This is a genomic window from uncultured Acetobacteroides sp., assembly GCF_963667355.2.
Classification (GTDB): domain Bacteria; phylum Bacteroidota; class Bacteroidia; order Bacteroidales; family ZOR0009; genus Acetobacteroides.
This window is the reverse complement of record NZ_OY763328.2, coordinates 1408219-1424290: the sequence shown is the minus strand read 5'-3', so window position 1 is coordinate 1424290 and position 16072 is coordinate 1408219. Positions and strand designations below refer to the sequence as shown.

Here is a 16072-nt window from a genome sequence, read left to right as displayed (position 1 = left end):
AAGCTCGCATGTGTTACTTTATGTGTAAAAATGGGAAATGGGCAGTAATGCCTAATGGCTGTCGAAGTAAAATGTTAATATTTGTAGGTAAAATGGGGAATGTACTATGGCTGTGATAGAGATGGGCATTCAGGCTGAAATTACTTTTGAATATTTTAATTGGGTTTATAGGTGGGGAAGTAGCAACTGGCTGATTTAGAATTAATGATTGCAACAGTAGATAGCTTTGCATCGGTTTTAATCAAACCTTACCTATACCGTTTAAATTAAAGTGGTTTTTGTTAGCAACATCTAACAGATGTTGGCTGATTGGCGTATGTGTATACTTCGCTGAGTCGCTATTGCAGGTTTACGAGTATCTCCCCGTTTGAGCAACCATCCGGTTGTCTGCTGATTGTACTTATTTGCTTTCTACTTTATACCACTACTGCCATGGGTAAGGGATATGTTTTTAATACCACTCAACGACGTTTCGCTTTCGTATCTTTTCTGCTACTCGCTCTTTTACTTGCTCCGAGTGAGGGGTGGGGGCAACCACAGTCGCAAATATTTACTACTAGTGGAACCTTTGTGGTACCCGCTGGTGCGACCTCTATAACCGTAGAATGCTGGGGTGCTGGAGGTGCAGGTGGTGGGTCTACTGGTAGTGGCTCAGGAGGTTCTGGAGGTGGCGGAGGCGGTTATGCAAAGAAAATTCTTGCAGTTACTCCAAATCAGTCTATAGACTTTATTGTTGGGACTGGGGGGATAGGTGTCAATGGAGGAAATGGTAATCCAGGTTCTTCCTCTTCTTTCTTATCTTTGATTGCTAATGGAGGAGGTGGTGGTAAGACAAATAAACAGGCTGCAGGTTCTGGCGGTAATGCAACAGGAGGAACAACAAATACGACAGGAGGCAACGGTATTGTAGGTACTGCTACCGGAGGAGCAGGAGGTGCTGGTGCTAATGGAGGAGCAGGAGGTGCTGGTGCTACCAATAATGATGGGGGCAATGGTAACTCTCCTGGCGGTGGTGGCGGTGGTGGAGAAAAAGGTGGTGGTAATAAAGCCGGTGGTAATGGTGGTGATGGTCAGATTATCGTTACTTGGACAGTGCCAACATTTGCAGTCTCTACTGCAACCCTTGATTTTGGTTTTGCTGCAAATGGAAGTACTTCTACATCTCAAAGTGTTACCCTGTCGGGCATAAACCTAACGGGGGATCCAGGCAACGTGGTTATAAATGCTCCTGACAACTTCGAGGTTTCGTTGAGTGCTGGATCGGGATATGCATCATCGATAAACGTACCCTATGCCAGTGCAACATTAGCATCAACTACTATTTATGTTAGGTTTAAGCCTACTGAAGCCAATGTAGATTATATAGATTTTATTACAGTTAATGGAGGCGGCGCACCTGAGCAAAGTGTAACGGTGGTAGGAAATTCGAATCCTTCTTATTGTTCGTCAACAGGTAATACTAGTTACGCAACTAGTGTTACTAAGGTTCAGTTTAATACTATTAATAATACATCGGCAAAGCCATCTGCCTATAGCGATTATACTGCATTATCTACGTCGCTTGCAAAAAACAGTAGCTATAACCTTTCTGTAAATTTGAATACGGATGGGCCTTATTCTATCAATGCACGTGTTTGGATTGATTGGAATCAGAATGGTAGTTTTAATGATGCTGGTGAGGAATATGATTTGGGAACTACAAGCAATAGTGCAAATGGTCCAACAACGTTATCGCCATTAGCTATTAATGTGCCATCTACGGCGGCTCTTGGTAATACAAGAATGCGTGTATCTGCAAGATATAATTCCTATGCAGCATCTTGTGATAATGGTTATGATGGAGAAGTTGAAGATTACACGGTTAACGTCATGCAACCACCAACTGTATACTACTCAAGAGGTGGCGATCCAACTGTTTATGCTAATTGGAATACGGCACGAACGGGAGGAGGCTCTTCTCCAACCAGTTTTACTGCAAACAACCAGATATTTGTGGTGCAGCCTTCCTTTCCAATGACGGCTGTTTCGGTATGGGGTATTTTGGGTACAACAACTAAGTTGCAAATAGAAGATGGGTCCATGCTAACAGCCAATGCGCCCATCACGCTATCGGCAGCAACCACCCTCCAACTTGATGCCAACGCCACCTACAACCACAACGTGGACAGCGATGCGGTTTGGGGAGGTGTGGAGGTTATCGATCCAGCATCAACCATTTCGTATGGCTTTGCAGGTGCGCAGAATGTCATGGCGCTTAATTATGGTAACCTTACCATTGCTGGCGGTGGTACCAAAACCATGCAAGGTAACGTTACCGTTAATGGTACCCTGACCCTTGCTAATGGTAAGCTTAGCTTAGGATCGGGAACCAATAACCTTACGCTAGCCAGCGGCGCCACCATTGCAGGGGCTTTTGATGCTAACCACATGGTTGTATGCGATGGTACGGGTAGCCTTATTAGGCAAGGTACCTCCGCTGCCGATTTTGTAATGGCTTATCCTGTAGGTACGGGTACCAGCTATACGCCCTACGAAATTACCTCGTTTACCGCTACGGTAGCGGGAACGGCGAGCGTTGGCGTACGTGCGGTGCCCTCGTTAGCGCCTGGTCCTGTGGCTGCCAATGGGACCGACCTTAAGAAGTACTGGGCTGTAACTACCTCCAACCTTACCATAACGGATGCAAGCTTAAAGTTAACCTACGATATTGGAGAGGCTGGCTCAAGCAGCGCACAAGCAAATTATATCCCATACTACCATAATGGTTCGGCATGGTCGATACCTACGGTTGCCAGTGGTCCTGGTGCCAACCCCATGACGGTGTCGGGGGCAACTAGCATCGCCGGACAGTGGACCGCTCGCGAGCAACCGCTCTATAAAACCTACTACTCCTACCAGTCGGGCAATTGGAACATTGCCACCACATGGACAACCGACCCATCGGGTACCCTCTCGGTAGCACCGGCGGTGCCTACGGCAAACGATAGGGTGGTGATACTTAATGGTAGAACGGTAAAAACACCCGCTAATGGGTATGCCGTACTTTCCGTTCAGATTAACGAGGGTGGTACGCTCGACCTTGGTACTTTTACCACGCAGTCGTTTACCACCGTTCGTGGACAGGGTGTTGTACGCCTTAGCAACTCAGTATTCCCTACGGCCGACTGGAGCAACTTCGTTTCGGCGGGTGGCGGTACGGTTGAGTACTATAATGCTGCCAGCTTCAGCTTTGGGCAATTGGTGTACAACAACCTTATCATTAATCTTAGTACAACCGCACTAACCAGCACCCTTCTGGGAGATATGACGGTTAACGGTAACCTTACGGTAACTAGGGGTAAGTTTGCCATTAACAATGGTACTGCGGCGAGTCGAAATCTATCCATACAGGGTAACGTGTACGTATCGGCAAATGGTAGTATGGGTATTGGTACGGGTAATGCCAACCACCGCATCACCATCAATGGCGACTTTACCAACGATGGTAGCGTACGTTTTACCAATCAGGCTACCCCTGCATATACAAGCACACCTACAACAGGAACATCGGATGTTGTTTTTAATAATGGAACAGCCGATCAGAGTCTGCGATGTAACGGGCAGAGTGACTTCTACCGTATAGAGATAGATAAGGGGTTTGACCAAACTTATGTGCTGAATATTGATGCTACCGCTACCGCAAACTTTAGGCTGTTTGGCAGGAACGATCAGCAGCATTACCTGCCAACCCAAAGCCCACCAAATCTTCCAAATCCTAATGCGTTAGGGCTACTTGCAGGAACGGTAAGGTTAGGAAGCAATATATCAATTCCATGCTTGGGTACCGATAATGGCAATTATGGGGTCTATAATATAGATGAGGATGCGCGATTGTGGTTGGATGGAGCAACCGTAGTTTGGAATCCTGCGTACCAAAATTTTGACCCTGTAGTATATGGTACAATTCGTATAACCGGAAACTCCTATTTTGATATACGAAATGGAGCCAATGGATTGGTGATGCGTACAACAGGGCTATTAAGCATTGAAGGAGGTCAGTTAGACATTTCCTCACTTCGTGTATCCTCACAAGATGGTCTTGGAACTCACCGTGGGGCTTACTATCAATCAGGAGGAACCTTAAATGTAACAGGTGGTAGTACTGATTTCGCCGCTAGCTTTATGCTACCCTATAGTGCTATGGCGTTTAAGATGAGCGGAGGAATAATCAATATTCTCGCTCCTGCAATAACAGGTGGTAGTGGTAATAATTTTAGCTTAATAATTGGAGCGAATCCTAGTAATATAAGCGTCACAGGAGGTACTGTCAATATTACAACACCAGGTGGAGGTCAGGCAAACATTAACTCTTCGGCACCATTCTGGGATTTGAATATCCTCGGAACGGGAACATCCTACCTTGCCGACTATGCAGGTAATGCAAGCCTTCCTGCAGTTCCTGCGCTTACAGCACCCGCATTAGTTGTTCTTCATAATCTAGCGGTTAATGGATCGAGTAGACTTAATACAAATAATAAAAATGTTTCCGTTGCGGGCGATTTTATGCTTAGTGCGGGAACAACTTATTTGCCAGGGACTAATATGACCATATTTAATGGGTCGGGAGGTCAACGTTTTTCTAATATTGGTACAATAGGTGTTGGGGGCAACGGATTATACGATTTGATGATTACCAATAAGTCAAACGCCGACATCTTTACCAACAATCTTATAGTTCAAAATAACCTAACTATTGACGATGGCTGTTTCCTTAATGATGTGGGGCATAGTATACGCGTAAATGGTAACGTTACCAATTCGGGTACGCATACCAGCCAGGCGAGTGGTGCCATACTCCTGAACGGTACCTTTAACCAGGTTATTGGCGGTTCGGGGCTTGGGGTATTTGGCAATGTTAACCTCAATAATACGGCAGGGGCTACTCTAACGGCCAACCAGTCGCTTACAGGCAACCTACGCTTAGGGGCAGGTGTGCTAAACGTAGGCAACTTGAACCTAAAGTTGGGAAGTGCTAGTGCAGTGTACGATGCCCTTGCGGGTACCACCACTGCTGGTTTTTCGGGTACCAAGATGCTGAAGCTGGCAGGTTTCCAAAGCGATGCAGGTATAACCAAAACCTACAGTAGTACGGCCAACTTTCTATTCCCAATAGGTACTGGTGCTGACTATACGCCAGCTAATATACAGGTAGGCACAGCACCTTCTAATTGGGGGTCGGTAACTGTTCGTCCTGTAGCGCAACTACAGCCCTTTGCTACCTCTACCAATGCGCTTACTTACTACTGGAAGGTAACCAGTTCCGACTTTGCAGGTCTACAACCCAACTCGGTAACGCATAGCTACCAGTACGTAACATCTGATATTGTGGGAACCGAGGGTAGTTACATCCCTGCAGCCTACCGTCCCTACAGTTGGGTGCCCATTAACGACGTATCTAAGGTTGTTGATGGTACAAATACGGTGCTGTTTAACGGCATAAGCTTCATTGATGGCGACTATACCGCTGGCGAGTTGAGCGCATTTGCACCCGTAAAGGTGTTCTATAGCCGAACAGATGGCAATTGGAACGACTATAATACGTGGTCGACAGCATCAGTAGGCGGAGTTGCTGTTTCCGCCGGTGCTGTTGCTGGAATAAATATTCCTGGGCCAAGTAACCCGGTTGTTATTGGCGATGCATCCCATAACCATACCGTAACCATTCCTGCGGGCTTTAATAATATTACGACAGGTGGACTCCAGATTAACTCTGGTTCTACGCTCGATATTACAACAACTACGGGGCATAACTTCGGTTCTATTCCCGATACAAAGGTGTTGGGTACTGGGCTGCTGAAGATATCTTCGTCTGTTGGAATCGCGGTGTTTCCTGGTGGCGACTTTGGTAACTTCCTATCGAGCGGTGGAGGTACCGTAGAGTACTATAGTAATGGAGCAACATCGTTTACGCTGCCTACCACCTATGTATCGGCGGGTAGCACGGTAAATATTACCACCTACAATAACCTGGTAACGACACCTGCGGCAGGTCGAACGGTAACGTTACCGAATACCAACTTGATGGTATATGATACCTACAGGGTGGGAGGAACAGGAGTTTCGCAACTTAATAATGCTGCAACTCTTCAAACTCTTACAGTTGGAAAACTGCTTGACGTGCAGTCGAGTGGAACGCTTAGGTATACAAATACAGGAGCACAGAGCGTTGTGGCTAATGGCGATGTTTTAGTTAATGGTACCTTTGATGTAAACGCAGGAGGTACTGCAACCAACTTGTTAGCGGTTCAGGGCAACCTTACCAATAACGGAACCTTCGACATGTATAAGAGTGCTACAAGGGTTTGTAACGTTACCTTTACTGGCGATACTGATAAGGAAATAAATGGTACAGGAACAACCACCAACTTTAATACGATAACAGTCGATAAAGGATCGTCGCGTAATACGCTGCTTGAGGTAACGTCTAGCACTCTTTCGTTGAATACAACTCTTGCTACGGCGCTTACTCTAACCAACGGCACCTTTAGGCTAACAAGTCCATTAACCCTTGCCCTCACCAATTCGGGTAGCTTCTCTATTCCTATTTCAGGTTGTTTGTCTGCCAATGGAGGTACCATAAATATTGGAGGAGCAGGAGCCACCGATGCCACCGACCTTAAACTCGACGGTCGTTTGGAGGTACTAGATGGCGCTATTAATATAGGTACGCTTGGCACAAATCTTAATAACGACATTGAGTACTCCTCGGGTGGAACTCCCGAAATAGTTGTGGGTGGTGCCGGAAAACTTTTTGTAAATGGTCAAGTACGAAGGGTTACCACCATTAATACAGGCTCGCTGAACTATTCGCAAAGCGGAAGTAGTGAGGTTACCATTGCTGGACGTAATGCTAACAGTTCTCGCTCGATGCTCGAAATCCTTAATGCAGGTAGTAAGTTTGATATGAGCGGCACTAGCAAACTAACCATTACGGGTAACTTTAATAATGCCAGCTATACTGACCTGTATCTAAGTCCAGAGAGTAGTACTGTGACTGGAGGTACTATTGTATTTGGTGCTGGCACAACTGCTGCCAACTCAACCTTTAATATGGTGACATCCGTTCCTCTTTGGAATCTGGAGGTAGATGGAACAACAAATAGTAAGAATGTAGATTTGAATATCTACCCTTTGATATTGCAGGGTAATCTGACTATTAAAGGTAACTCGGCTTTTATGGCAAACGGGCTTGATGTAACCATTAATGGGAATCTAACAAATAGTAATACCAATGCGAGTTCTGGTGTAAACAGTGGAGGCTATCAGGCAGGGGCGTTAACGCAAACAACCTATTTTAAAGGGGCTTCAAGTCAGACTATTGCTGGTGCAGGTGCTAATCTTACCAACTTTGGTAATCTGGTTGTAGGAACATCGGGTACATTATCGCTTAGCTCGAATACAAACATACGGGTAAACAGGAATCTCTCTATTAACGCAGGGATATTCAGTGATGGTGGAAATACCATATCACAGATTGGGGATGTTTATAATCAGGCGACCCATATAAGTTCGGGTGCTACAGGAGGTATTAGTTTCGATGGAACACAACCTCAGCTGATATCTGGTAATGGGGCTGGCTTGTTTGGTAATATTACCATGAACAACTCGATGGGGGCTGTTGCAAAGGATAATTTCCAGATAAACGGTATTCTTACCTTTAATTCAGGTAGCATTTATATTGACGATTATCTCCTAACATTTGGTTCAAATGCCACTGTCGCAGGATCAACTGATAAGAATAGGATGCTTATCCTAAATGGGGTAATCTCTGATGCTGGGGTAAAGAAGATATTCAATGCTGGCGCATCTTCGTTTACTTATCCAATGGGTGTTGCTGGAAAGTACACTCCTGCTACCTATACCTTTACATCGAATACCAATAGCAATGGGGCCATAACCATTAAGCCAGTAAACTATATTCATCCATCGGCGGCAGCACCTGCAACGGATCAGCTAAAGTACTATTGGAATGTTGTATCGTCTGGTTTTTCAGGAGCATGTATCGTAGATCATTATTATAAGTATGAGGCGGCAGATGTTGTTGGAACCGAGACTGACTACGTTGCTGGTAGATTTGTTGGAGGTATTTGGAACCCATCGGGGGGGATTGCAGGAGGCGTAGATGCAGGAAACCATCAGGTTAAACTGATAGGACAGACCTTTATAGATGGGGAGTATACGGCAGGTGACGATCCTAACTTTGTGTCTTTGCCTGTACTATATAGCATAAAATCGGGTGACTGGTTTACATCGGGAACATGGTCTCTTACGGCTGGTGGACCCTCTTGCGGCTGTACTCCAAATGGGAATCCAGTGGTTGTCTCTGCAGGGCATACGGTTACACTTGGTTCTAATGGAGCAACGGCATATTCAGTGGATATTAAAGGAACTCTTGATGTTGGGTTGACGGTTTATCATAGTATTGGTCATGTGACTGGAGGTGGTAAGCTAATGCTTACTTCTACTGCCGATGGTATTTTCGTATTCCCTGGTGGTAACTTCGATGTCTTTGCGGGCACTACAGGCAGTACCATTGAATTTACTGGTAACAATGAGGCCACATTGCCCCTTAAACCAGGTAATAACTACAAACCCTATCAGAATGTAATATTCTCGGGTACAGGTAAGAAAATGATTACAGCAGAGGACCTGAAAGTGCTGGGAAATCTTACCATTAATGCAGGTGCAACCCTAAGTAACGAACTCTTCAATAGAACTATTACCGCTTTAGGTAATTGGACCGATAACAATACGTCTGCGACGGGTGGTTTTATTCCAGGTAAGGGAATGGTTAACTTTAACGGTGCAGTAGGGCAAACGCTTACCGTTGCTAATGGTGCAACTACTGAGCAGTTCTATAATCTTAAGATAGACAATGCTGCTGGGATGACCATTGCAGGTCTTGGGAACGCTGCTGTATCTAATCTTTTGTACCTAACCAATGGGAATGTAACAACAACATCAACGAACCTGTTGAGCATAACCAATACCAGCACTAGTGCTGTTGTTGGTGGTAGTCCTACCTCATTCGTAAATGGACCGCTTAGAAAGAGTATGAACGCTGGTGGTAATTTTGCTTTCCCTGTTGGTGATGCTAGTGGCTCTCGTTTTGGGAGGGTTGTTGTATCTGAAGTGTCTAGTGCAGGCAATTATACATCTCAATACTTTAGCCACAACCCCAACAACGAAGGGTATAACCCTTCTACAAAAACTGCCCCTGTTGATGTGGTGAGTAATACCGAATACTGGAAGGTTAATGGACCTGTTGGTGTTACCGGGAATGTTACCTTACGTTGGGATAGTTCTAGTGGTATAATTCCAGTTGCAGCGGCTTCTCGACAGAAACTTAGGGTGGTTGAATGGAATTCATCCTGGATTAATAGAGGTAATATGGTTACCGATGGAGGTGTTGCTAGTGGTACTATTAAGACGGCACCTACACCTATTGCATTGAATGGCGATCACATCCTTACAATAGGTGTCGAAAGTCTTCCAACCGCTACCATAACCGGCGGCACTGCCAGTATTTGTAATGATGGGACTAGTACAAGCATTCCGATCACCCTTACAGGTACTGGGCCTTGGAATATAAAGTATAAGATTAATGGGGCCAACGAAACCTCTATCTCTAACATCGCGACTTCGCCATATAGCTTGGTCGTATCTAATGCGTTACCCGCATTAGCAAGTGGTGGTCCTGGTGACTACGTGTTTACCATGTCGTATGTTCAGGATAATACAGGAAGCACGGGTATTAGCGATTTTACTACTTCGGCAACTATAACGTTGAAACCATCTCCAACGCCAGTGATCACAGGGTTAACCACGACGCCTGCGGGTTCTGTTGTAGCGTATAGTACGGCGAGTAGCGGTAATACTTACTCATGGACTATTACAGGTGGTACGCCCGTTTCGTCAAATATAAACCCAGTTTCAGTTACCTGGGGGGCAGGTGCTGCTGGTACGCTAAGGTTGACAGAAACTATAAATGGTTGTAGTGTTACTACTCCTGTTTACAATGTAACACTTACTGATATTCCTAATCCTTTAGTTAGCGGTAATAGTACGGTATGTCATAATTCTGTTAATACCTACTCGACCCCAAAGGTTGGAACGCACGCTTATGCTTGGACCGTTGTTGGAGGAACCTATACGGTTGGTGCTACTCCTAATATTATTAATGTTACTTGGACTGCGGCAGGGACAGGCTCTGTTGCTGTAAAGGAAACAGGATCTTCGTCTGTAACGAACTCATTAAGCGTTACTGTAAATCCACTACCTTCAGCAGCTAATACGGTTTCTGATCCTACCATTTGTAATGGTAGTTCTGCAAGTATCGTAATAACAGGTGCGGCTGGTGGTATAGAATACCAGCTTCGTCTTAATAGCGATAATACCAACGTAGGTTCATCGGTAAGTAGTATGGCAGGGGGAGATGTTACCTTAACGGCATCACCTGTGGCAAATACTGTTTACAATGTTTGGGCAACTAATGAATATAGCTGTAGCGTACAGCTTACCGATTTAAGTTCAACTACCGTAAACGCAAATCCAGTAATTGCTTGGGATGCCGCAAATGTTTATAAAGGCTGTGCTGATGGGAATACAGTGTTAAAGCTTAGCGACTCTTCTTTCCCTAATTATTTGTGGAGCGTAGAGGATGCTATTGGAGGTTTCACGCCCTCGAATAGCTATCAGCCAACAATTACTTGGCTGTCGAATGGTTCTATTTTCCCTAGTGGAGGAACTCAGGTTGATAAGATTGTTTCGGTTATTGTTACAGGAGCAAATGGATGTAAGACAACACTGACAAAAACAGTGACAATTTATCGAAAGCCCGTTACTGGTCCACCCTACCACGTTGGTAATAACATTGCAAAGTAATTATAGCAAAGAAGGCTGCCTCGGTTTGGGGCAGCCTTTCTTTTGCCAAGATTATCAAGGTACACGAGGCTTGGAGTAGGATTATGAGGCTGGGTGTAGCTGTTGTGTGACTTTGAGTTTTGCAGTTTGGTCTTTGTGGTTAATATCGAAATTTGCGGAAACCGTATTCCTATGTCTGTGTCAATTATGTTTTTGAACATGTTGTCGGTTCTTTCTACTGTTAGTCAATTCACCCTGTCCCAAATTTTTCATACTTTTGGTCCAACTTTAACAAAATAGTTTAGTTATGGCAGAAGATAAAGATGTTAAGTTATTTGCCGAATTCGCTCCTGTGACAACAGCCGAGTGGGATGCGGTAATTAACGTTGACCTTAAGGGTGCCGACTACGACAAGAAGCTGGTGTGGAAACCATTGGAAGGCTTCAGCGTACGTCCGTACTACCGTACTGAGGATATGAAGAATCTCGATCACCTTCAGTATCTCCCTGGTCAATTCCCATATGTTCGCGGAAACAAAACCAACAGCAACGCTTGGATGGTTCGTCAGGATATCCTTGTAGAGGATGTTAAGGCAGCCAATGCTAAGGCGCTGGATGTGCTCATGAAGGGCGTTGACTCGCTCGGATTCGTTTTCAACAGCTGCAAGGAGCTTACCGCTGCAGAGCTTGACACTCTTCTTAAAGGTATCAGCGTTTGCGCTATCGAGGTAAACTTTGTATGCTGCTGCAAGAGCCGTAATCTAGCTAAGCTATTCATCGAAAAGATGAAGAAGGACGGCGTTAACCTTGCTGCTGTTCGTGGATCAATCAACTACAGCCCACTTCGCAAGCTATCGCTCGAAGGTGCTTGGTGCTCCGACGAAGCTGCTGCTTTCACCAACACTAAGGAGATGATCGAAGGCGCTGCTGCCCTTCCTTGCTTCAAGACTGTTTCGGTTGATGGCTCTATCTTCCACAACTCGGGCTCAACCTCTGTTCAGGAGTTGGCTTTTGCCCTTTCGATGGGTAACGAGTACCTTGCTAAGCTTACCGATCTTGGCGCTTGCGCTACCATGGTGGCTAAGGCTATTCGCTTCAACTTCTCGGTTAGCTCCAACTACTTCATGGAGATTGCCAAGTTCCGCGCTGCTCGTATGCTTTGGGCAGAAATCGCAAAGAACTACGGCGTTGCCGAGAACGATGCTAAGATGAGCATCCACGCTGAAACATCGAAGTGGAACCAAACCGTTTACGACCCATACGTTAACCTACTTCGTGGTACTACCGAGGCTATGTCGGCTACCATTGCAGGTGTTGACTCGCTAACCGTAGTTCCTTTCGATGCTGCTTACCGCAAGTCAACTGAGTTCAGCGACCGTATCGCTCGCAACGCTCAGCTGCTGCTTAAGGAGGAGGCTCACTTCGACCTAGTGGTTGACCCAGCTGCTGGCTCATACTACATCGAGGAGCTAACTGCTTCTATCGCAAAGGCTGCTTGGACGCTATTCGTAGAGGTAGAGGGCAAGGGCGGATATGTTGCTGCAATTAAGGAAGGATTTATCCAAGCTGCAGTTAAGGCTACCGCTCAAAAGCGTGATATGAACATCGCTACTCGTCGCGATATTGTACTTGGTACCAACCAGTATCCTAACTTTACCGAGGTTGCTGAGGCTGATGTAACCCTTGAGGCTATCACCCGCGCTGAGGCTAAGAAGGGTGATGCTGCCGAGGCTCTTGCTCCATACCGTGGCGCAATGGCATTCGAGGCGCTTCGCTACAAGACTGATAAGAGCGGCAAGGAGCCTAAGGCTTTCATGCTAACCATCGGTGCTTTGGCAATGCGTCGTGCACGCGCTCAGTTTGCTTGCAACTTCTTTGCTTGCGCTGGCTTCCGTACCATCGACCATAATGGATACGCTTCTGTTGAGGAAGGTGTTAAGACTGCACTAGAGGCTAAGGCTGATATAGTTGTTATCTGTTCTTCGGATGATGATTACGCAACCTACGCTCCTGAGGCTTACGAAATGCTTAAGGGTAAGGCTATCTTCGTTGTTGCTGGAGCACCAGCTTGCGAAGCCGAGCTTAAAGCTAAGGGCATCACCAACTTCATCAGCGTAAAGAGCAACGTGCTTGAGACATTGAAAGGTTACCAAGCAGAGTTAGGGATTTAATTATTGAGATATTAGACGTTAGACATTAGACGTTAGAATATGCACAATTTTAAGGAGTTGAATGTATGGCAAAAGGCTAGGGCTTTCTCGAAAAGCATCTATTCTTTGACTTCGGACTTTCCGAAAGTGGAACAGTTCGGTGTTGTAAGCCAACTCCGCCGTGCTTCTGTCTCGATCTCATCAAACATTGCTGAGGGTTCGGGTAGAGGTTCCGATAAGGATATGTGTAGATTCTTGGATATCGCATTAGGATCAGCTTTTGAAGTTGAATCACTGCTATACATTGCTTTAGATTTGGGCTATATCAATCAAGATGACTTTGATAATTTGAATAGTCAAGTTCTTGAGATTGGCAAAATGCTTTCGAGTTTAAATCAATGTTTAGTTAAGCGACAACAGTCTAATATCTAAAATCTAACATCTAAAATCAAAAACAATTATCATGCGTCCTAAATTTGACGAACTTAAGATAGATAATACCTGGATGACTGCTGAGCAGATCCCGGTGAAGGAGGCATACTCTGCCGCCGACCTCGAAGGAATGGAGCACCTTAACTATGCTGCCGGTATTCCACCTTTCCTCCGCGGACCATACTCAACCATGTACGTAAACAAGCCTTGGACTGTTCGTCAGTATGCAGGTTTCTCTACTGCTGCCGAGTCTAACGCTTTCTACCGTCGTAACCTTGCTGCTGGACAGAAGGGTCTTTCGGTAGCATTTGACCTTGCTACTCACCGCGGATACGATGCTGACCACCCACGTGTAGTTGGCGACGTAGGTAAGGCTGGTGTGTCTATCTGCTCGGTTGAGGATATGAAGGTTCTTTTCGATGGTATCCCATTGGATCAGATGTCGGTTTCGATGACCATGAACGGTGCCGTACTTCCAGTATTGGCGTTCTACATCGTTGCTGGTATGGAGCAAGGTTGCTCGTTAGATCAGCTTGCTGGTACCATCCAGAACGACATCCTTAAGGAATTCATGGTGCGTAACACCTACATCTACCCACCAGAATTCTCGATGCAAATCATTGCTGATATCTTCGAGTACACCTCTAAGAACATGCCTAAGTTTAACTCGATCTCTATTTCGGGTTACCACATGCAGGAGGCTGGTGCTACCGCTGATATCGAGCTAGCATATACCCTTGCTGATGGTCTTGAGTACCTACGCACCGGAACTAAGGCTGGACTTTCTGTTGACAAGTTTGCTCCACGTCTTTCGTTCTTCTGGGCAATTGGTATGAACCACTTCATGGAGATTGCTAAGATGCGTGCCGGACGTTTAATCTGGGCTAAGCTGGTTAACCAGTTCGGACCTAAGAGCAACAAGTCGTTGGCATTGCGTACTCACTCGCAAACTTCAGGTTGGTCGCTTACCGAGCAAGATCCATTCAACAATGTTGGACGTACCGCTATCGAAGCTATGGCTGCTGCACTTGGTCACACCCAATCGCTGCATACCAATGCGCTTGACGAGGCTATCGCACTTCCAACCGATTTCTCTGCTCGTATCGCACGTAATACCCAGATCTACCTACAGGAAGAAACCAACATCTGCAAGGCTGTTGACCCATGGGCTGGTTCGTACTACGTAGAAACTCTTACCCAAGAGCTGGCTCAGAAGGCTTGGAAGCTTATCGAAGAGGTTGAAGAGCTTGGCGGTATGGCTAAGGCTATCGAGACTGGTATTCCAAAGATGCGTATCGAGGAAGCTGCGGCTCGTAAGCAGGCTCGTATCGACTCGGGCAACGATGCCATCATCGGTATCAACAAGTATCGTCTAGACAAGGAAGATCCATTGGATATCCTTGACGTAGACAATACCGCTGTTCGTCTTGAGCAGATCGAGCGTCTGAATACCCTTCGCGCAAACCGCGACGAGGCTAAGGTTAAGGCTGCTCTTGCTGCCATTACCAAGTGCGTGGAAACTAAGCAAGGTAACCTACTTGAGCTAGCCGTTGAGGCTGCTAAGCTTCGCGCTACCCTTGGCGAAATTTCTGATGCTTGCGAGGTAATCGTAGGACGTTACAAGGCTAAAATTCTTACCATCTCTGGCGTATACTCTAAGGAAGTGAAAAACGACGAAAGTTTTGCTCATGCAAAAGAGCTTTGCGAAAAGTTTGCTAAGCTCGATGGTCGTCAACCTCGTATCATGATCGCTAAGCTCGGTCAGGACGGACACGACCGCGGTGCTAAGGTTGTTGCAACCGGATATGCTGATATAGGTTTCGACGTGGATATGGGACCATTGTTCCAAACTCCAGAGGAAGCTGCTAAGCAAGCCGTAGAGAACGACGTTCACGTAGTAGGTGTTTCTTCGCTTGCTGCTGGTCACAAGACCCTCGTTCCTCAAATCGTTGCTGAGCTTAAGAAACTAGGTCGCGAAGACATTATGGTAATCGTGGGTGGTGTGATTCCTCACCAAGACTACCAGGTGCTTTACGATTCGGGTGCTTCGGCTATCTTCGGTCCTGGAACTCCAGTGTCTACCGCAGCTATCAAGATTCTTGAGCTGCTTCTTGCCGCTACTGAAGAGTAATCCTTTACCTTCACATAAACAAAAAGGTCTCCTGTTTCAGGAGACCTTTTTTTGTTTAGATGGTAGACCTTAGATGTTAGATTTTAGACTTTATCCGATGGAGTATTTCCCTAAGGATAAACTCTGTCCGCGCATTCCGATAGAGCTTTTACCTAAGGAGAAGCTTCGTCCGCAGGCTCCGATAGAACATTTACCTAAGGAGAAACTTCATCTGCGCATTCCGATAGAGCATTTACCTAAGGAAAAGTTCTGTCCGCAGCCTCCGATAGAGTTTTTCCTTAAGGAGAAGCTTTGTCCGCACATTCCGATAGAACTTTTATCTACGGAAATGCTTCATCTAAAAAGCTAGCGAAGCTACCCGTAAGGGATTCTGCAATAGTTACCCCATCTTGGTGCTATCCTTTGTGCCCTTTGTGGTAAATGGATCAGCGCAAATCTGCTGCATCAGTAAAAATCAG

Annotated in this window: 5 protein-coding genes; all 5 read left to right on the top strand. The window is 45.8% G+C overall.

What is annotated here, in order from left to right:
• Window positions 1-432: 432 nt before the first annotated feature.
• The 5 genes from ACHZA1_RS05970 to ACHZA1_RS05950 all read left to right on the top strand — a co-directional run bounded on the left by ACHZA1_RS05970 (window position 433) and on the right by ACHZA1_RS05950 (window position 15963).
• A complete protein-coding gene (locus tag ACHZA1_RS05970) occupies window positions 433-10923 on the top strand; it encodes a GEVED domain-containing protein (protein ID WP_320054317.1) in 10491 nt (3496 codons plus the stop codon).
• A 286-nt stretch (window positions 10924-11209) separates the two neighbouring features.
• Entirely contained in the window at window positions 11210-13072 is a 1863-nt protein-coding gene (locus ACHZA1_RS05965; protein ID WP_320054316.1) for a methylmalonyl-CoA mutase family protein, read from the top strand.
• Window positions 13073-13111: 39 nt separating this feature from the next.
• On the top strand, window positions 13112-13483 hold the full coding sequence (locus tag ACHZA1_RS05960) for a four helix bundle protein (RefSeq protein ID WP_320054315.1): 372 nt from the start codon (window positions 13112-13114) through the stop codon (window positions 13481-13483).
• Window positions 13484-13514: 31 nt separating this feature from the next.
• On the top strand, window positions 13515-15614 hold the full coding sequence (scpA, locus tag ACHZA1_RS05955; protein ID WP_320054314.1) for a methylmalonyl-CoA mutase: 2100 nt from the start codon (window positions 13515-13517) through the stop codon (window positions 15612-15614).
• 97 nt (window positions 15615-15711) lie between these two features.
• A complete protein-coding gene (locus ACHZA1_RS05950) occupies window positions 15712-15963 on the top strand; it encodes a hypothetical protein (RefSeq protein WP_320054313.1) in 252 nt (83 codons plus the stop codon).
• Window positions 15964-16072: the final 109 nt, after the last annotated feature.